Raw genomic sequence first — 19,205 nt, forward strand, 5'->3', positions numbered from 1 at the left:
AGAGGCTGCATATTGCAGCCTTTAATTTTTTCTAGCTAACTAAACTTCTTGCTTAGCCTCTTCTTCACTAATTTGTTTAAGTGCTTGAATAAACGAATCGCTTGGTTGTCCGCCACTAATTGCATATTTATCGTTGATAATAAATGTAGGGACGGAAGTAATACCCATTTGCTTAAAGCGATCTTGCTCTTGGCGCACTGTTTGTACGTATTTGTCTGAGTGTAAAATACTGCGGGCCTCTTCTTTATCAAGGCCAACACTTGCTACTACATCAAGCAGAGCATCTTCCTGATTTAAGTATTTTAAATCGGTGAAGTGGGCTTCAAAAAAGGCGAGTTTTAACTGCGTTTGTTTACCTTGTTCGCGCGCCCATGTAAGTAGGCGGTGTAAATCAAAGCTGTTGATCATGATGCGTTTGCCATCAAAATTAAACGTAAAGCCAGCACGTTTTCCTGCTTCGAACATGTTTTTACGATTTTCATCGCCTTGCTCTTCGCTTAGGTTGTACTTTTGCATTAAGTGTTCGTTTAAATCTTGACCCTCAAGTGGCATATCAGGATTTAGCTCAAAAGGATGCCACGTAATATCTGCACTCATTTCGTCTTTAAGTTGGCCAAGCGCTGTCTCTAGGTTTTTATAACCTACCACACACCATGGGCACATTACGTCTGACACGATATCAATTTTAAAGTTTTTCATATTCATCCTTTTGCGGATTGCTTTGGTATAACAAACGATATTGGGATGAAGTATGCATTATCAATCCTCAAACTAAAAAGAGCAGCTAATGGCTGCTCTTTTTAAAGGGTTTAAGCGTTAAGCCCGAAAGGGTCGTCAATACTATAACTTGGCTGTGTAAACCAATGCGGTCCGTTGTCGGTCATATAAAAGTGATCCTCTAAACGTACGCCAAATTCATCGGGTATAACTAGCATTGGCTCATTACTAAAACACATGCCGGGGGCAAGTGGGGTTTTGTCTCCACCAACTAAGTATGGCCATTCATGAATGTCTAAGCCAATGCCGTGCCCCGTTCGATGTGGGCAACCGGGTGTTTGATACTGTGGCCCCAATCCTTGAGCCGCTAAATAGTGACGAGCCCCTGCATCAACCTCTTCACACGTTGCACCAATCTTAGCTGCATTAAACGCGGCGAGTTGCGCTGCTTTTTCGTGATCCCAAAACATGCGTTGGCGCATTGTTGGTTCGCCAAATACATAAGTACGGGTAATATCCGATAGGTAATCGTGTACTTTACAGCCGGTATCAATTAATACCATATCGCCTTTTTTAAGTACTTGTGCATCTTTAACACCATGAGGGAATGAGGTCGCCACACCAAACAATACAATGCAAAAATAGTTACCAGGCGCGCCTACCTTTTGATGCGCTTTTTTAATAAAAGCTTCTACTTCTGTGGTGGTAATACCTTCGTAAAGCATACTAGCAGTTGCTTGATGTACAGCTAAAGTCATGTCCATTGCGCATTGCATAAGCGCTAATTCGTTTACCGACTTATGCATTCTACAGTGTGCAGTAACGCTTTGTGCATTGATTATATTTAAGCCTTTTTGCGCTTTGTTAATACCATCGAATATAAAAAACTGCGCACTTTCATCAATGCCTATTGTGGCATTGTCATTAATGTTCAGTTGCTTTAATACGTTAACAAATAGCGCATAAGGGTTTTCGTGCTCTTGCCAACCATGAATTGGGCCTTCAACCACTTTAAAGCCATTTAGGGTGCCAATTTCAAAATAAGGCGCTATGTATTGTACTTCACCAATAGCAGGGAGTATTGCACCAACCATTCGCTCGCTTGCATACCATTTCATACCTGTAAAGTAGGTGAGGTTTGACCCTGCGTTTAAATAAATGGCATCTATGTTATTGGCCGCCATATAAGCTTGCGCTTTTGCTATTCGCTCAATATGTTCATCAGCTTGAATAGGCTGTACCGAATGGGTCATGTTACTTAAACTGGCCAGCGCTTGCTCTGGGGTATTAATACCCACACCGATTGTGCTCATAGGCTTCTCCTTAGAATTTTTTAACATTGTGAATAATGTATTTTTTAAATTCAATTATCTGCGACCAGCCGCATTTATAATTACTTTAATGAGGTTGGCCCAAGTAAAAAGCTATGTAGTGTGGTAATGGGCGTAAATGCCCATTGTTAGCTATTTTTTTGCGTAAGCAAGGCGTGTTAATTTATTACTGGTGTGGTAGCTATCTAACCCAGTTACAGCCACTGTTTCTATTGCTTGCAAGTCTAAAAATCCATCGCTTTGCAGAGCAACTTCGTCTAAATATACATCGGTAATTTCACCTATAACCAGCTCGGTACCATTAACGGCTAAGTGTTGGTGCTCAACGTATTTTACAGAGTATTTTAATCGCGACTCTTGCACAAAAGGGGCTGTAAATTCATTTAGGTATTCTGGCGTTAAACCTGTCGCGTCAAATTCTGACTCGCCTTTATCGTAGCGGGCTGAGGTTTGATGAGCTTGCTTATAAATTGCTTTATTAACTTGGTTAATGGTGTAACTACCCGTTTCTATTATGTTTTCGAACGTATGGCGAGGCACGCTATTAGGGCGCATGATCATGCCAACCAGTGGCGGGTGAGCACCTAAATGTATAACCGAGCTAACAATAGCAAGATTAGTGTTGCCTTGTTTATCTTGCGTGCCAATTAAGTTGGCGCTTTTAAAACCCGAAAGCGAATTAATTAAATGAGTACGGGTGTGTTTTTCAAGTGCGTCTATGCGCTCTTTAGTAAAATGCATTAAAGGTCCTTACCACGGTATGGTGTCCCCTTGCCAATCTAAATAGGCCGGTTCACCATTAAGTTCTAAATGAGGGTTATTAAATGTGAGTGTAAAAAGCTGCTTAGCTACAAATTCAGCTGTAAAAAGTTTTCCCGCAGGTACGTTTTTTTGAAATGGTTTTGAAAGCGCTGTATCGGTTGTGCCCGGGTGAAATAACACCAGCTTGGTATTTTTAGCCCGGCGAGCCAGTTCTATCGCTGCGGTTTTAAATAGCATGTTAAGTGCTGATTTAGAGGCGCGATACGTATACCAACCGCCTAATTTGTTGTCGTTAATGCTGCCTACACGCGCACTAAGTGCAGTGATAGTGCACTGCGTTTTATGTGTTAAAAGTGGCAAAATACTTTGCAGGCAAAGCAGGGGGGTTAGCGTGTTTGAGTTTAGAAGTTGGTTAAAATATTCAGCGTCTATATCTTCAAGTTTTTTTTCAGGCATGTGGGTTTTGTTATGCAGCGTACCGTTAAATATAACAACTTGTTTTATATTAGCGTTTTGCTCTTTTAAGTAGGCGGTTACTCTAGCTAGGCTTTGCTTCGTGTAATCGGTTTTTAAATAAACAACACTGCCATCTGCTTCAGTAACTTTAGCACTTACGCATACAACTTGATAAAGCGGCGCATTAATTTGTAAATGCTCAATATAGGCTTTTGCTATTGCACTACTTGCGCCAAATAAAACAATCGTTTTCATTTAACACCTCTAGTTTTAATACTACATTGGCCGTTTGAACATTTGGTATTTGGCATTAAAAAGCGGCTAATTGAGTGCCTATACTTTGCAAAAAACAAGTATCCGCAGTCAGCGAAAAAACTAATTATTGGCAAGCGAAAAATTTTCAACCAGCGATGCTTACCTACAATTTTCCATGCTTGGTATGTAACATCTAAACCGTATATCATTTCACCAGTGTGCGTTTGCGCTTGTAAATAAGTCATTGCTTTATCTTTATCAATATACGAATAGCGCTCACTAAAATCGGCGGCGTTAAGATCTTCAAGCTTAATTTTATTTTTAGTGTCTGATTGCTTTAGCTGCGCCATTTCGGTGCTACAAAGGGGGCAGTTACCATCATAAAAAATGATCATAAAATTGGTTAGCGTTTATTTTTCATATACTTTTTTACGACAAAGCATTGCAAATGGATCTATTAAATATTGCCTCATAATGATATTAATAGCACTCCACGAAACAAAGGAGACTGAGAAATGAGTGAACAATATGCCGCCTTGCGAGGTAATGTAAATTTACTAGGGCAATTATTAGGGCAAACAATTAAAGATGCCCAAGGCCAAGCGATTTTAGATAAAGTAGAAGAAATTCGAGCTTTATCAAAGTCATCTCGCAGTGGTAACGAAGACGACCGTCAAGCATTAATAGAAGTATTACATGCGCTTAGTGACGAAGAGCTTTTACCGGTTGCCCGTTCATTTAATCATTTTTTAAATTTAGCTAATGTAGCAGAGCAGTTCCACACTGTTTCGCGTTTTAATGATGTTGGCTTTTGCCAACTAAACCCTCTCACTCAAACATTAAAAACGTTAACTGCAAAAGCAAAAGAAGGCCAATTAGATAGTAATCATCTGGCCGAAACACTCTCAAAACTCCACATAAATTTAGTATTAACTGCTCACCCAACGGAGGTGACGCGCCGAACAATGATCAACAAACAAGTTGAACTCAGTGAATGTTTAGCGTCGCTTGAACGCAAAGATAATTTAGAGCAAGAACGCACTGCTATTTTAAACCGTATTGCACAGCTTATTAGCCAAGCGTGGCACACAGACGACATTCGTCGTTCGCGTCCTACGCCTATTGATGAAGCTAAATGGGGCTATGCAGTTATTGAAAATAGCTTGTGGCATGCTGTGCCGCGTTTTTTACGTGAGTTTTCAGATCAAGTAAAAGAGCATTTAAGTTTAGAATTACCAATCGATTACAGCCCTATAGAGTTTACCTCTTGGATGGGGGGAGACCGCGATGGTAACCCGTTTGTGACCGCGCAAGTGACCACACAAGTGCTTGACCATGGCCGTTGGATGGCACTTAATTTATATATTCAAGACTTAAAAACATTGTGCGCTGAGCTTTCTATGTCTGATGCAAGCGATGAGCTTATTGAGCTTGCAGGGCAAGAATTTGAACCATACCGTGCAGTAATTAAAAAGCTTAAAACGCAAGTTGCTGAAACCGTGGCTCACTTAGGCGCTAAAATTAAAAACAAGCGCAGCGATTCACAAGACTTAATTACTGATATTAATCAAATTAAACACCCAATAGAAGTGTGTTACCGCTCGCTATTAAAGTGCAACATGAAAGTAGTTGCTGATGGCTTATTACTTGATTTATTGCACCGTATTAATAGCTTTGGCCTGCGTTTAGCTAAGTTAGATGTGCGCCAAGATTCAGATCGTCACAGCGATGTGTTTTCAGAGCTAACACGCCACTTAGGCTTAGGTGATTACAACCAATGGCAAGAGCAAGACAAGCAAGCATTTTTGCTTACTGAGCTTAATTCTCGTCGCCCGCTAATTCCTAAAAATTGGCAACCAAGTCCAGATGTGCAAGAAGTGCTCGACACCTTCGATGTCATTGCAAAGCAAGATGAAAAAACATTTGGCTTATACATCATTTCAATGGCGCGTACTGCCTCTGATATTTTAGCGGTACAACTACTGTTAAAAGAAAGTGGCTGTCAGTTTGATTTACCCGTTGCACCATTGTTTGAAACACTTGACGATTTAAATGCGGGTAGCGATGTAATTACTACATTGCTTGATAACGTGTGGTACCGCGGGCACATTAAAAACACTCAAAATGTAATGATTGGTTATTCAGATTCTGCCAAAGATGCCGGTATGATGGCTGCTGGTTGGGCGCAGTACGAAGCAATGGATAAATTAGTACAGCTTGCAGATGAGCGCGGCATTGAGCTTGTTTTATTCCACGGCCGTGGTGGTACAGTTGGGCGTGGCGGAGCACCGGCTGCTCAAGCGCTTCATTCACAACCACCGGGTTCTTTAAAAGGCGGCTTACGTGTAACTGAGCAAGGCGAAATGATCCGCTTTAAGTTTGGTTTACCTGATGTTGCACTGCAAAGCTTAAATATTTACGCAGGTGCAGTACTGCAAAGTAACTTATTACCACCACCGGAGCCAAAACCGCAGTGGCGTGAAGTAATGAAGTTAATAAGTGAGGAGTCGTGTGAGCATTACCGTAATGTAGTTCGTCATGATGAAAACTTTGTACCTTACTTTAGAATGGCTACCCCAGAGCTTGAGCTGTCTAAATTACCATTAGGCTCACGCCCTGCTAAGCGTAATCCAAATGGTGGCGTAGAAAGTTTACGTGCCATTCCGTGGATTTTTGCATGGAGTCAAAACCGTTTAATGCTACCTGCATGGCTAGGTGCATTAACAGGCTTAAAAGCAGCGCTTGATAAGTATGGACTTGAAACGCTACATGAAATGAGCCTGCAATGGCCGTTTTTCAGAGCGCGCCTAGAAATGCTAGAAATGGTATTTAGTAAAGCCGACAGCTGGTTAAGTGAGCATTATGATAACGCGCTGGTGGAGGATATGTACAAACCACTGGGTGTGTCACTGCGTAAAGAGCTTGAAGAGGCGATAAGCCTTGTTCAGTCACTCAGCCCGCAAAAAAGCTTATTAGCGGACCAACCATGGATCAAAGAGTCTATTGGACTTCGTAATCCGTACACCGATCCGCTTAATGTACTGCAAGTTGAGCTACTACGACGTGCACGCTCAAGCGAAAAAGGCAGCGAAGGCGACATTGATAATGCATTAATGATCACCATGACAGGTATTGCGGCAGGTATGCGTAATACAGGTTAATACGTGATTTTATTATAGTGATAGTAAATCACTAATTTAATGTAATCGGTATTTTAAAAGGGAACACGCTGTGTTCCCTTTTTTTGCGTTTAATGGCCTAGCAATTTGGGCCTTAACCTTTTAAACTACTTAGCCATTGAATAATTATAATATGTTATGGCTTCAGCAACTTTTACTGTGCAACAAGACACAGCTCTTACAAATTCACATATCTCTTTAAGCGTAGCGCAAACTCAAGCTTTACGTAGTCAATTAAAAGTCCAACGGGGCATCTTAAATTCTAATAATATTAAACAACTATGCGCGCAATTTAATGTCTCTGATGATGCGTTATTACAAGGTTTAGTACCGCTTGCCTCTGAATTTTCAGTGGCTCCCGTTTCACACTTTCATGTGGGTGCTATTGTTAAAGCGCTTGATGAGCAAGGCGATGTAAATTTTTATTTTGGTGCTAATGTAGAGTTTGACCATCAAGCACTTAGCTTAGTGGTACATGCGGAGCAGTCGGCTATAAATAATGCCTGGTTAAATGGTGCTAAAAAAATAGTTAAAATAGCAATTAGTGATGCACCGTGTGGTTACTGTAGGCAGTTTATGAACGAGCTGGCCGATGCTAAAGAGTTTGACATTTTACTGCCAGAGCAACATTTTAAACTCGCTGATTTATTACCACATTCATTTGGGCCTACCGATTTAGGCAACGAGTTTAGTTTGTTTAATCCAAAGCCTCATCAGCAAGCGTTTGCTAATACTGGGCTTGATGGCAAATTAGCAGCCATGGCACTAAATGCATATGTTCCATATAGCCAAAATTTTAGTGCTGTTAAAATTAGTACCTTTGATGATGGTGATTTTTACGGCAGTTATGCAGAAAATGCAGCCTATAGCCCAAGCCTTTCGCCACTGCAAAGTGCGCTTAGTCAGCTGTTTTTAGCGGGGCTTAGCTTTAATGGTAATACGGTTAAATCAATCACCCTTTTAGAAACACAAGGTCATGAAAATCAAGGTGGTGTGGCACGTGCCGTACTTGCAAGCTTTGACAACCTACCTGAAATAGAAGTGATTAGCGCAGAGCTAAGATAACCTGAACTCTGGTTAAAATAACCTGCCAAAAACAATAAAGCACAGCAATTGCTGTGCTTTATTCGTTTAATTAAAGTGCTAAGAAGGGATTAGCCTAATAGTACTTTTGCAGCTTCTAATACGACTGCTACTGATTTTCTTTCAATTTCGCCGTGATCTACATTTGGGATTTCTTGACGAGTACGGTTAACAAGTACACCCGCAACACATGCTGCTTGTAAGCCAAGAGCTGCACACATTGTAAATAATGTAGCCGACTCCATTTCGTAGTTCATCACGCCTAGGTTTTGCCACTCTTCACAGCTACCTTGTAATGACTTTGGTACATAGCCAGAGTGTGTATCGTAACGCTCTTGCCCTGGGTAGAACGTATCGCTAGATGCGGTAATACCAATATGAAACTCAATATCTAGGTTTTTACACGCTTGTACCATAGCTTGTGTTGCGTAAAAGTCAGATACCGCAGGGTAGCTAAGCGGTGCAAAATGTTGGCTTGCACCATCTAAACGTACAGATGCTTGGCTAATTAAAATTTCGCCTTCATTAATGTGTGGCTGAATAGCGCCTGTAGTACCAATACGTAAAAATTTACGCACGCCAAGTTGCGCTAATTCTTCTACTGCAATCGATGTAGATGGGCCGCCAATACCAGTTGAACATACCACTACTGAGTGGCCATTTAGCTGACCTAAATACACATGAAATTCGCGAGTTTGAGCTAGGCAGGTTGGGTTGTCTAGGAATTGTGAAATACGTGCTGCACGATCAGGATCGCCCGGTACAATCGCAAGTTTTGCACCTTTAAGATCGTCAATACATAGTCCTAAGTGAAATACCTTTTCCATAACTAAGCCTTTTATAAAAATTTGTTGTCAATCTAGCATCATTGCCATAAACGTTTACCAAGTACAGGACGTTTGTCCGTTTTGCGCTAATCCCCTTTAAAAATATTAAGATACAACGATTTATTCATCTACTTTGAATATTCAATCAAGCACTTAACCGCTATAAGCAAAGGCGCTGTTGACTTGCCCATGCAGACATTATATGTATCGGGCAAGAGCAATAACACACTAATGTTTACTGATTAAAAACAGAGTTAAAGTTATTAAAATTCATATGTTTAATGTTTTATTTGAACTTTATTTAGACCCTTGCGGCTGCGTTTTAAGAGCGCAAAAAATGGTTTATTAAAATTAAATTAAAGTTTAGGTATTTTTTATCTTTTTGCATAACTAATCAAAATAACTCAGTTTCACACAGTAAAAGTTTATAGAGGTTTATTATGAGCACACAATTTCAAGCATTTAAAAATAAAGTTGAGCACTGCTTGTGCTCTCCTGGTGATGGCGTATTTACTGTAAATACAGCTAAAGAGCGCAAAGCCGCACTTCGTAATAAGCTTTATGGGCAAACCGAGAATGTAGATCCACTTTGGCGCGACTCTTTAAATGAGTTACCAAACTCGCCGCATAAAGCGGTTATGTTAGGGATCAGCTCAGATTGTGGTGGCGGCATTTTACGTGGTGCAAACTGGGGGCCGTTATTTGTACGCTCTGCGCTTATAGATCAACAACCGCAGTGTCACTCATTCGATTTAGGTGATGTACGTGTAATCCCTCATTTATTGCATGATAAATACTTAAACGATGCAACCATTTCTAATTGTCAAAAAGCCCTTTACGGCGATGAAAATAATGACTACTACGTAAGCCCGCTTTCTATTACTGAAGACGTGTGTGATAGCTTTTATGCGACGTTTAAAGACAAAGGTATTTTTGGTATTGGTGGCGATCATTCAATTAGCTACCCGCTAACTAAAGCCTATTTAAAAGCAAAGCGCGAGCAAGGTAAACGTACTGCAATTATTCATTTTGATGCGCACACCGACTTATTAGTAGAGCGTTTAGGTATAGATTTATGCTTTGGCTCGTGGTGTACGCATATTTTAGAATTTTTACCAGCTCCGCATCATTTAATTCAATTTGGTATTCGTTCAAGCGGTAAACCAAAAGCGCATTGGGAAAGCACCTTTGGTGTAAAGCAGCATTGGGCTGCTGAAATAATAGAACGTGGTGCTAAAGCGGTTGCTGCCGAAACCATTGCACAGCTAAAAGCAGATAATGTAGATGAAGTTTACGTAAGCTTTGATATAGATGCGCTAGATGCCGAATTTGCATCAGCAACAGGCACGCCAGAAGATAATGGTTTAACCCCACAGCACGCACTTGATATTTTATCGGCCATTGCCGATGAGTTTCCTATTACCGGCGCAGATATGATGGAAATAGCCCCATTTACCGACAGCTCATTAGTCGGGCAATCAAGTTCAGAAACAACTTTACGCGAAGGGGCTAAAATTTCAGCATTTTTAATTAGTGCGATGAATAAGTAGCAAGTTAAAACTTAAAAAATCTAGTCCTATCAGCGTATAGGACTAGATTTGTTAGATTAAAAACTAGCGGTACGGTTACCCTCAACTATAGTTGGTTTATACCCATTTATAGTTTTGAGGCGTAATTAAATGAAGTTGTATTTACTTATACTGTGTTTTGCATGCATAAGGGTTAATGCAGCTGAAATTACTATTGTGACTGAAGTTTTTCCGGATTTTCAGTACATTGGCTCAAACGGCCAACTTGCTGGGCGCTCTGTAGATACAGTAAAAAAAGCACTTGATACCACCGATATTAAATACAGTATGTCTGCAAATAGTTGGGCTGTATCTTATAACGCGGTGCTTAGAGATAAGCACACCTGTATTTTTTCAATAGTGAAACTACCCAACAGAGAAGATAAATTTAGCTGGGTTGCTGAACTAGAGAGCTTTGACTCAGCTATATACGCGCTTAAATCACGTAACATCCGATTAAATACGCTCAACGATGCAAAAAATTATAAAACAGCTGTACTACGCGATAACTTTAGCCACCATTACTTACTAGAGCGAGGCTTTAGCGAAACTAAAAACTTACTTATTATCGACAGTTTAGACAAAATAGATAAATTAATAAGTACTCGTCACAATATTCTCGATTTTGTTATCTTGAGTAACAAGCAGTTTAACTTCCGCGCTAAACGTGAACCTAAATTAAAATTACTTGAACCCGTTTTAAACCTCAATACTCATCAGTCTCCACTTTACTTTGCCTGTAATATAAATATGGAGCAAAGCCTACAAGATAAACTTTCGGCTGCGTTTGACGAAGCTAAAAAGTAAAAAAACAATATAATTCAATTACCTAAACGTATTTTATGAAATTCTATAAATATAAATTGCTGCGATTAAAAAACCGACTATAATCAGCTGCTTTTTATTGAAAAAGCGCTAACTTTTTGGAGCGTTAAATGGGTGATTTAATCGGGATTAGCTTGTTGATCTTGATCAGTGCGTTGTTTGCTATGTCAGAAATTGCAATTGCGGCGTCGCGAAAAATAAAACTGCGTGTAATGGCAGATGAAGGCAATATAAAGGCTGCGGCAGTACTTAAGCTGCAAGAAAACCCTGGGGCCTTTTTTGCCATGATCCAAATCGCGTTAAATGCGATTGCCATTTTAGGTGGTATCGTGGGTGAGCAAGCTCTATCTCCATACGTACAAAGTGTACTCGTAATTTTTTATCAGGGCGCACACGTAGAAAAAATTAGCTTTTTATTCTCATTTTTTACTATTACCTCACTTTTTATTTTGTTTGCCGATTTAATGCCAAAGCGTTTAGCGATGATCATGCCTGAGGCTGTTGCAGTAAGAGTGGTGACTATTATGCGCTGGGTTACGTTTGCGCTTACACCGCTGGTGATGTTTTTTAATGGTGTAACCAACTTTGTACTGCGTTTATTTAAAGTACCCGCTGAGCGAGAGGACATAGTAACAACCGAAGATATAGTCGCAATGATGGATGCAGGCGCAGAGTACGGCAGCTTACAGCAACAAGAGTATGAGCTAATAGGTAACGTTTTTGATTTAGAAGCTCGGTTTTTATCGAGTGTAATGACTCCTCGCGACCAAATTGTGTATTTTGATTTAAATGAAAGTAGCCACGATATAGCGACAAAAATTATTGATCACCCACATAATCATTTTTTAGTGGTGTCGGGTAATTTAGATAAATTACGTGGCTCGGTAGAATCAAAAGATATACTACGACAAGTATTAAAAGGTGAGCCTGCTAATATTAAGCAAGAGCTGATTGAAACAGATGTGTTTTATTTACCTGAAACATTAAGCCTATCTGAAGCCTTAAATGCCTTTAAAAGCGCAGCTAAGCCATTTGCTGTTGTAGTAAACGAATATGCACTTTCTGTGGGTATTGTAACTGTAAAAGACTTAATGAAAGGGTTTATGGGAGACTTGATCACTCACCAAGGTGATGAATTAATTATACAGCGCGATAAAAATTCGTGGTTGGTAGATGGCTTAACACCTATTACCGATTTAGCTAAGGTACTAGATATTGAAGAGTTTCCTGAGCAAATGCACTATGAAACAGTGGCAGGCTTTTTAATTTATAACATGAAGCGTATTCCTAAGCGGGCTGAACATTTAACTTTTTCAGGTTTTAAATTTGAAGTGGTTGATGTAGAGGGAATTAGGGTAGAACAGTTATTAGTATCAAGAGTTATACCAGAGCCAATTACTCACACTCCTCTATCTTAATTTTATACATAGCTAAAGTTACATATAGCCAAGCTTAAAAAGCTTGGCTTTTTTATTGTTGTGAGAAAAATGTGTCCCTTAAATATAAAGCCCTGCCAACATATTAGAACGTTTAATTATCATACTTATGGTTTTTAGTTTTCATTGCGTTAACATCAAATACAACCTATTACGTAGATTACACTCAAGAGTGTAAGTTTGTGTAAATTCCTCATAATTTAGATTCATTATCAGCCAGTTTTAATTTAGAATGATCGTTCACTCTAAACTAAAAGGTATTTAACATGCAGCGTTCCCGCATCGCTTTATTTGTATTATCAGCCCTCGTCGGTTCTGTTGCTTTAACTGGTTGTGATAAAGCAGCTGATCAGTCGCAAGCATCAGCGCCTCAAGCTGTTCCAGTGGGTGTAATTACATTAAAAAGCCAAGCGCTTACTCTCAAAAAAGAACTTCCTGGTCGTATTAGCGCATTTCAAATTGCTGAAATTCGCCCGCAAGTAAGCGGTATTGTGCAATCTCGTTTATTCGAAGAAGGTAAAGAGGTCAAAAAAGGCCAAGCTCTTTATCAAATTGATCCAGCTACTTTTGAGGCAGACCTAGCCGCAAGTGAAGCCGCCGTTGCTCGTGCAGAGGCAAGTATTGCGAGCTCTAAATCAAAAGCGTCGCGTTACAGCGAACTATTAAAAATTAAAGCCGTAAGCCAGCAAGACTTTGACGAAGCCGATGCAGCATCTAAACAAGCAAACGCTGAATTGTTAACGGCTAAAGCACAATTAAAGTCAGCGCAAATTAATCTTGATTACAGCCATGTATCTTCTCCTATTAGTGGCCAAATTAGTAAATCAAGCGTAACAGTAGGTGCATTAGTGAGTGCTAATCAAAGCACTGCACTTGCAACAGTGACTCAATTAGACCCAATTTATATTGATTTAACCCAATCAAGCAACGAGCTTACTCAGCTTAAAAAAGCACTCGCTTCAGGTAATTTAGGTATTGATGCTCAAAGCCAAACTGACGTTGAATTAACAATGGAAGATGGCTCTGCATACTCTCACAAAGGAACGCTTCAGTTCTCTGAGGTTACCGTTGACCCAAGCACGGGCTCTGTAACGTTGCGTGCTAAATTCCCTAACCCTGAAAAATTATTATTACCGGGTATGTATGCACGTGCCTCTATTGTTGAGGGTGTTAAAGCCAATGCTATTTTAGTTCCTCAGCGTGGTGTAAGCCGAAATAATAAAGGCGAGCCAACAGCTATGGTGGTAGGCAAAGACAATAAAGTAGAAAGTCGCGTATTAAAAGTGGATAGAACCATTGGCTCTAATTGGCTTGTAAGTGACGGTTTAAGCGATGGCGATAAATTAATTGTAGAAGGTTTACAAAAAATTCGTCCAGGAGCGCAAGTTACGCCTTCTGAAGTGCAATCGTCTACTAGTGCCAACAACGCGCAATAACGGAGAGTTTTAATGTCACGATTTTTTATCGACAGACCCATTTTTGCATGGGTACTGGCAATAGTAGTGATGCTAGCGGGTATTTTGGCGATTCAAAGTTTGCCAATTGCTCAGTATCCGTCAATTGCACCGCCTGCAATTAGTATTACAGCAACGTACCCAGGCGCATCTGCGCGTACGCTTGAAGATACGGTTACGCAGGTAATAGAGCAAAAAATGAAAGGGCTTGATGGCTTGCTCTACATGTCATCTACGTCTGAATCAAGTGGTTCAGCAACGCTTACACTTTCATTTAGTGCCGAAACAGATCCTGATATTGCACAGGTACAAGTGCAAAATAAATTAGCGACCGCCACACCTCTTTTACCTGAAGAAGTACAAAGGCAAGGTGTAACTGTTGCTAAATCTGCACGTAACTTTTTGATGGTTTTAGGTTTTGTATCAAAAGATGGCAGCATGACCAATATTGATATTGGTGATTATGTTTCGTCAAACGTACAAGACATTGTGTCGCGTGTTGAAGGGGTTGGTGAAGTACAGTTGTTTGGCTCTCAATACGCTATGCGTGTGTGGCTAGACCCTGCCAAACTTCAAAACTACAAGCTAACACCCGCTGATATTAGCGCGTCAATTAGTGCGCAAAATGCACAAGTGTCTGCCGGCCAATTAGGTGGCATGCCCGCAATTGAAGGGCAGCAGTTAAACGCGACTGTTACAGCGCAAAGTCGTTTACAAACTGCTGAGCAGTTTGAGCAAATTTTAGTAAAAACAAATGCAGATGGCTCTTTTGTGCGTCTTGAAGATGTTGCGCGTGTTGAACTTGGCGGTGAAAGCTACCGCGTGGTTGCACGTTACGATGGTCAACCAGCATCGGGTTTAGGTATTAAACTTGCCAGTGGCGCTAACGCACTTGATACAGCTGACGGTGTAAAAGCAGCCATTGAAGAGTTAAAACCATACTTCCCTGAAGGCTTAGATGTCGTTGTACCTTACGACACCACACCGTTTGTATCATTATCAATTGAAAAAGTAGTGCATACCCTCATTGAAGCGATTGTTTTGGTATTTGTTGTAATGTACCTGTTTTTACAAAACTTTCGCGCAACGCTTATCCCAACTATTGCGGTACCTGTTGTACTACTAGGTACATTTGCGATTTTGTATACTTTTGGTTACTCAATAAATACATTAACTATGTTTGCTATGGTACTGGCCATCGGCCTATTAGTTGATGATGCGATTGTTGTAGTAGAAAATGTTGAGCGTGTAATGAGTGAAGAAAAACTCTCTGCGCTTGAAGCAACGCGTAAATCGATGGATGAGATTAAAGGCGCGCTGGTTGGTATTGCAATGGTGCTTTCAGCGGTATTTATTCCAATGGCCTTTTTTAGTGGCTCAACGGGTATTATTTATCGTCAGTTTTCGATTACGCTTGTATCTGCTATGGGCTTATCGGTACTCGTGGCGCTAATTTTAACGCCAGCTTTATGTGCAACGCTTTTAAAACCAAGCCACGTTCATAATAACGACTCTTTATTTGGTAAGTTTTTTACAGGATTTAACCGTGGTTTTGATAAAACAAACTCGGGTGCTCAAAGCTTTGTAAGTCGTATGATCCATTCATCTAAGCGCTACTTGCTTATTTACGGTGTAATTGTAGGCGGTATGGTTTATGTGTTCTCAAGCTTGCCAACAGCATTTTTACCTGATGAAGACCAAGGTATTTTGTTTAACCAGGTTTCATTACCCGCTGGCTCTACAACACAAGAAACACTTGAAGTTGTTAAAAAGGTAGAAAATCACTTTTTGAACGATCAATCGGATGCAGTAAACGGTATTTTTACCGTAACCGGTTTTAGTTTTGCAGGTTCTGGGCAAAACTCAGCAATTGCCTTTGTTAACTTTAAGCACTGGGATGAACGCCAAGGTGATGGTTTATCGGTGCAAGCAGTTGCAGGTAAAGCAATGGGCTATTTTTCAACAATTAAAGAGGCATTTGTATTTGCTTTCCCACCACCGGCAATTGTAGAACTAGGTACAGCCAACGGCTTTAACGTATTTTTACAAGACCGCGTAGGTTTAGGTCACGATGCACTGCTAGCTGCACGAAATCAGTTATTAGGCATGGCAGCACAAAGCCCAATACTTGCAGGTGTTCGTCCTAACGGACAAGAAGACATGCCAGAGCTACAACTTGATATTGATTTAGCAAAAGCAGAAGCACTTGGTTTATCGCAAGCAGATATTAACAGTACGCTTGCTACGGCGTGGGGTAGTAGTTATGTAAATGACTTTATTGACCGTGGCCGTGTTAAAAAAGTATATCTACAAGGTGATGCCGATTCGCGCATGGTACCTGAGGATTTAAACAAGTGGTATGTACGTAATGATAATGGCGACATGGTCCCGTTTTCGGCATTTGCTAGTTCATTTTGGACATATGGCTCGCCACGACTTGAGCGTTACAATGGTTTTTCTGCAATGGAAATTCAAGGTAGTGCTGCACCAGGTTACAGTACAGGCCAAGCAATGGACGAAATGGAGCGTTTAGTTAAGCAGCTACCAAATGGTATTGCATCTGAGTGGACCGGTATTTCATTCCAAGAGCGCTCAAGTAGTGGCCAGGCACCATTGTTATATGGCTTGTCGTTATTGTTTGTATTTTTATGTTTAGCAGCATTGTATGAAAGCTGGTCGGTACCTTTTGCAGTAATGATGATTGTGCCTTTAGGTATATTTGGTGCAATTATGGCAGCGCTTGGTGGAGGCCTATCAAACGATATTTACTTACAGGTAGGTTTGTTGACCACCATAGGACTCGCTTCTAAAAATGCGATACTTATTGTTGAGTTTGCGATTCATAAAATGGACGAAGGTTTAGGCTTAGTGGATGCTGCTATTGCTGCTGTACGCTTACGTTTACGTCCTATATTAATGACTTCTTTAGCGTTTATTTGTGGTGTTTTACCGCTAGCCATTGCGTCAAGCGCTGGCTCGGGTGCACAAAATGCATTAGGTATTTCTATTATTGGTGGCACACTCGCTTCATCAATTTTAGTTGTGGTATTTGTACCGTTGTTCTTTGTGTTAGTGCGTAAAATTTTTCCAGGTAAAAACAATGAAACTGTTAAGGAGAGCGCACAATGAGCATTAAATCCTTCAGCCTAAGTGCAATTACATTACTTATATTAAGTGGTTGCCAATTAGCACCAGAACAAAAAGATTTAGCTTTACCAGTACCTGATGCATATGCATCAGGTACTGAGCAGGCTTCAGCTGTGCAGCTAAACTGGCAGCAGTTTTTTAATGACGATAAACTGCAAGCATTAATTACCCAAAGCCTTGAGCATAATAAAGACTTACAAATTGCGATGCTTAATGTGCAGCGTGTACGTGGACTTTATCAAATTGAAGACTCAGCATTATATCCATCGCTTAATTTAAATGCCTCAGGTACGCGCCAGCGTTTACCTGGGGATTTATCAAGCACAGGTGAGGCGGCGATTAGTTCGCAGTACAGTGCAACTGTTGGTATTACCTCATATGAGCTTGATATTTGGGGGAAAGTACGTAACCAGTCAGCACAAGCACTGCAAAACTTATACTCTACAGAGCTTAGCCAATACAGCACGCAGGTATCGTTAATTTCAGAGCTAGCTAATGCATGGCTTAACTACGCAACAGATTTACAGTTGCTAGAACTTGCAAAAGAAACACTAACTTCGCAACAAGAGTCACTTTCGCTTACGCAAAAAAGCTTTGATTTAGGTGCAACGTCTTCTATTACACTTGAGCAACTTAAAAGCACCGTTGCTACAGCAAAAGTAGATATTGCAACCTACAAACGTTTACTTAAGCGTGATAAAAGCGCGCTTGATTTGTTAGTTGGCAAGCCTGTTTCGGCCGATTTATTGCCAACTAAAGATTTAACCAATCTGATTAGTATGCCAGAAGTGCCGGTAGGTTTACCCTCTGACTTACTCTCGCAGCGCCCAGATATAAAAGCGGCTGAGCATTTACTACTGGCAGCTAACGCGAATATTGGCATTGCACGTGCTGCGTTTTACCCAAGTATTAACTTAACGGCTAATGCAGGGACTGCTTCAAGCGACTTAAGTGGTTTGTTTGATTCGGGTTCGGGTACGTGGAGCTTTGTACCTTCAATTAGCTTACCTATTTTTAATATGAATCGTAACCAAGCAAGTTTAGATGTGGCTAAAGCCGATCAAGAAATTGCTGTAGCAACCTATCAGCAAAAAATTCAAACTGCGTTTCGCGAGGTAGCCGACGCACTTGCAGATAGAGAAGGATATCAAGAGCAACTTTCAGCACTTGATATGCTTATAAGTAGCCGACAAATCACATTTGATTTATCAAAAATGCGTTACGAAAAAGGTGCCGACAGTTACTTGCAAGTACTTGATGCTCAGCGAACTTGGTATGGTGCTCAGCAGCAATTAATTAGTGGTCAGCAAGCATATCTTGCAAGCCAGATTAACTTGTACAAAGCGCTCGGTGGTGGATGGAATACAACCAATAGCACAACTCAGGAAGAGAAATAATATACCGACGTGTTAATTATAAAAATTAACACGTCTTCGCGGCTTAAAATACGCGTTACATTTTATTTAGCGAGGCTATTTAATAGTGCTCGCTTTACTGAGTTTAGAGCTTGGTAATGGAGTTGAACATGAAGCCTAAAGCAAAAAGGCAAACCGATCCTGCAATTGCAAACGCTAGACGGGCGCAAATATTAACAGCGGCTGCAGAGTGTTTTCGTCGCAAGGGTTACCACGGCGCAGGCATGGCAGAAATATCCAAAACTGCGGGTATGAGTGCAGGGCATATTTATAATTACTTTGAAAGCAAAGAAGCAATTATAGAAAGCATTATTGAAAAAGATATGGAAGAAATGTTCTCTATCTTTCAAGAGTTTGAAGATCATCCGGGTGATTTACTTCAAGCACTTATTGACGGCCTAAATATTGGCGTGCAAAGGCATATGGACACAGGTGCATGTGTAGTTGACTTAGATATGATGGCTGAAGCAGGCCGCAACGCTAAAGTAGCTTCACTGCTACGAGACATGGATATTCAAGCACGTGGACGCATGAGGCAACTTTTAACCAGTGAGCGAAGCACACTAAAAAATATTGAAGAGCAGGAGCTTGAAAGCCGCATTAACGTTATTTTTTCGATGATGGCAGGGTTATTACTACGAAAGGTGCTTTATCCTGAATTAACCGAAGAGACCGTTTTAATCGCTTTACGTCCAGCAATGAAAACATTATTAATGCCTTTTGATGAAGCGTAGTCGCACTTTTTACTCC

General features: G+C 40.5%; 15 protein-coding genes. 9 read left to right on the forward strand and 6 right to left on the reverse strand.

The genetic code is table 11. The features are described 5' to 3' along the window. Positions 1 to 39: 39 nt before the first annotated feature. The 5 genes from CWC11_RS04975 to CWC11_RS04995 all read right to left on the reverse strand — a co-directional run bounded on the left by CWC11_RS04975 (position 40) and on the right by CWC11_RS04995 (position 3,916). Positions 40 to 699, reverse strand: a complete 660-nt coding sequence (locus CWC11_RS04975) for a DsbA family oxidoreductase (protein WP_138681775.1) — start codon at positions 697 to 699, stop codon at positions 40 to 42. Between the two features lie 110 nt (positions 700 to 809). Further along, the gene (locus CWC11_RS04980) at positions 810 to 2,030 is read right to left on the reverse strand and encodes a M24 family metallopeptidase (RefSeq protein ID WP_138681776.1); all 1,221 of its coding nucleotides are present in this window, start codon (positions 2,028 to 2,030) and stop codon (positions 810 to 812) included. 150 nt (positions 2,031 to 2,180) lie between these two features. Next, on the reverse strand, positions 2,181 to 2,789 hold the full coding sequence (locus CWC11_RS04985) for a flavin reductase family protein (protein WP_138681777.1): 609 nt from the start codon (positions 2,787 to 2,789) through the stop codon (positions 2,181 to 2,183). A gap of 9 nt (positions 2,790 to 2,798) precedes the next feature. Next, entirely contained in the window at positions 2,799 to 3,521 is a 723-nt protein-coding gene (locus tag CWC11_RS04990; RefSeq protein WP_138681778.1) for an SDR family NAD(P)-dependent oxidoreductase, read from the reverse strand. Further along, positions 3,518 to 3,916: a thiol-disulfide oxidoreductase DCC family protein gene (locus tag CWC11_RS04995; protein ID WP_089349596.1), complete on the reverse strand. Its 399-nt coding sequence runs from the start codon at positions 3,914 to 3,916 to the stop codon at positions 3,518 to 3,520. The genes CWC11_RS04990 and CWC11_RS04995 overlap by 4 nt, the downstream gene beginning before the upstream one ends. A gap of 120 nt (positions 3,917 to 4,036) precedes the next feature. Between CWC11_RS04995 and ppc the strand changes: the two genes are divergently transcribed. Both ppc and cdd read left to right on the forward strand, forming a co-directional pair. After that, the gene (ppc, locus tag CWC11_RS05000; protein WP_058549863.1) at positions 4,037 to 6,682 is read left to right on the forward strand and encodes a phosphoenolpyruvate carboxylase; all 2,646 of its coding nucleotides are present in this window, start codon (positions 4,037 to 4,039) and stop codon (positions 6,680 to 6,682) included. A gap of 156 nt (positions 6,683 to 6,838) precedes the next feature. Then, the gene (cdd, locus tag CWC11_RS05005) at positions 6,839 to 7,765 is read left to right on the forward strand and encodes a cytidine deaminase (RefSeq protein ID WP_138681779.1); all 927 of its coding nucleotides are present in this window, start codon (positions 6,839 to 6,841) and stop codon (positions 7,763 to 7,765) included. Positions 7,766 to 7,854: 89 nt separating this feature from the next. On the opposite strand, the gene udp is transcribed toward cdd, so the two are convergent. Next, positions 7,855 to 8,610, reverse strand: coding sequence for a uridine phosphorylase (gene udp / locus CWC11_RS05010; protein ID WP_138681780.1), 756 nt, complete (start codon positions 8,608 to 8,610; stop codon positions 7,855 to 7,857). Between the two features lie 440 nt (positions 8,611 to 9,050). On the opposite strand from udp, the gene CWC11_RS05015 reads away from it, so the two are divergent. The 7 genes from CWC11_RS05015 to CWC11_RS05045 all read left to right on the forward strand — a co-directional run bounded on the left by CWC11_RS05015 (position 9,051) and on the right by CWC11_RS05045 (position 19,189). Further along, on the forward strand, positions 9,051 to 10,160 hold the full coding sequence (locus CWC11_RS05015; RefSeq protein WP_138681781.1) for an arginase family protein: 1,110 nt from the start codon (positions 9,051 to 9,053) through the stop codon (positions 10,158 to 10,160). A 129-nt stretch (positions 10,161 to 10,289) separates the two neighbouring features. Continuing rightward, positions 10,290 to 10,985: a substrate-binding periplasmic protein gene (locus tag CWC11_RS05020; RefSeq protein WP_138681782.1), complete on the forward strand. Its 696-nt coding sequence runs from the start codon at positions 10,290 to 10,292 to the stop codon at positions 10,983 to 10,985. Positions 10,986 to 11,113: 128 nt separating this feature from the next. Beyond that, positions 11,114 to 12,421, forward strand: coding sequence for a polyamine export protein PaeA (gene paeA / locus CWC11_RS05025; protein WP_138681783.1), 1,308 nt, complete (start codon positions 11,114 to 11,116; stop codon positions 12,419 to 12,421). Between the two features lie 284 nt (positions 12,422 to 12,705). After that, complete coding sequence (locus CWC11_RS05030; RefSeq protein WP_138681784.1) at positions 12,706 to 13,875, forward strand: efflux RND transporter periplasmic adaptor subunit; 1,170 nt, start codon at positions 12,706 to 12,708, stop codon at positions 13,873 to 13,875. 12 nt (positions 13,876 to 13,887) lie between these two features. After that, the gene (locus tag CWC11_RS05035; protein WP_138681785.1) at positions 13,888 to 17,022 is read left to right on the forward strand and encodes an efflux RND transporter permease subunit; all 3,135 of its coding nucleotides are present in this window, start codon (positions 13,888 to 13,890) and stop codon (positions 17,020 to 17,022) included. Further along, positions 17,019 to 18,437 (forward strand): efflux transporter outer membrane subunit, encoded by a 1,419-nt coding sequence (locus CWC11_RS05040; RefSeq protein WP_138681786.1) that lies wholly within the window; start codon positions 17,019 to 17,021, stop codon positions 18,435 to 18,437. Before CWC11_RS05035 ends, CWC11_RS05040 begins: the two co-directional genes overlap by 4 nt. Before the next feature lie 128 nt (positions 18,438 to 18,565). Beyond that, the gene (locus tag CWC11_RS05045; protein WP_138681787.1) at positions 18,566 to 19,189 is read left to right on the forward strand and encodes a TetR/AcrR family transcriptional regulator; all 624 of its coding nucleotides are present in this window, start codon (positions 18,566 to 18,568) and stop codon (positions 19,187 to 19,189) included. Positions 19,190 to 19,205: the final 16 nt, after the last annotated feature.

It is taken from the genome of Pseudoalteromonas sp. S3178, assembly GCF_005886985.1.
GTDB lineage: Bacteria > Pseudomonadota > Gammaproteobacteria > Enterobacterales > Alteromonadaceae > Pseudoalteromonas > Pseudoalteromonas carrageenovora.

Excerpts from the sequence above, each read along its gene's own strand:
- CWC11_RS04975 (WP_138681775.1), bottom strand. The coding sequence starts at position 699 with ATGAAAAACTTTAAAATTGATATCGTGTCAGACGTAATGTGCCCATGG.
- CWC11_RS04980 (WP_138681776.1), bottom strand. The coding sequence starts at position 2,030 with ATGAGCACAATCGGTGTGGGTATTAATACCCCAGAGCAAGCGCTGGCC.
- CWC11_RS04985 (WP_138681777.1), bottom strand. The coding sequence starts at position 2,789 with ATGCATTTTACTAAAGAGCGCATAGACGCACTTGAAAAACACACCCGT.
- CWC11_RS04990 (WP_138681778.1), bottom strand. The coding sequence starts at position 3,521 with ATGAAAACGATTGTTTTATTTGGCGCAAGTAGTGCAATAGCAAAAGCC.
- CWC11_RS04995 (WP_089349596.1), bottom strand. The coding sequence starts at position 3,916 with ATGATCATTTTTTATGATGGTAACTGCCCCCTTTGTAGCACCGAAATG.
- ppc (WP_058549863.1), top strand. The coding sequence starts at position 4,037 with ATGAGTGAACAATATGCCGCCTTGCGAGGTAATGTAAATTTACTAGGG.
- cdd (WP_138681779.1), top strand. The coding sequence starts at position 6,839 with ATGGCTTCAGCAACTTTTACTGTGCAACAAGACACAGCTCTTACAAAT.
- udp (WP_138681780.1), bottom strand. The coding sequence starts at position 8,610 with ATGGAAAAGGTATTTCACTTAGGACTATGTATTGACGATCTTAAAGGT.
- CWC11_RS05015 (WP_138681781.1), top strand. The coding sequence starts at position 9,051 with ATGAGCACACAATTTCAAGCATTTAAAAATAAAGTTGAGCACTGCTTG.
- CWC11_RS05020 (WP_138681782.1), top strand. The coding sequence starts at position 10,290 with ATGAAGTTGTATTTACTTATACTGTGTTTTGCATGCATAAGGGTTAAT.
- paeA (WP_138681783.1), top strand. The coding sequence starts at position 11,114 with ATGGGTGATTTAATCGGGATTAGCTTGTTGATCTTGATCAGTGCGTTG.
- CWC11_RS05030 (WP_138681784.1), top strand. The coding sequence starts at position 12,706 with ATGCAGCGTTCCCGCATCGCTTTATTTGTATTATCAGCCCTCGTCGGT.
- CWC11_RS05035 (WP_138681785.1), top strand. The coding sequence starts at position 13,888 with ATGTCACGATTTTTTATCGACAGACCCATTTTTGCATGGGTACTGGCA.
- CWC11_RS05040 (WP_138681786.1), top strand. The coding sequence starts at position 17,019 with ATGAGCATTAAATCCTTCAGCCTAAGTGCAATTACATTACTTATATTA.
- CWC11_RS05045 (WP_138681787.1), top strand. The coding sequence starts at position 18,566 with ATGAAGCCTAAAGCAAAAAGGCAAACCGATCCTGCAATTGCAAACGCT.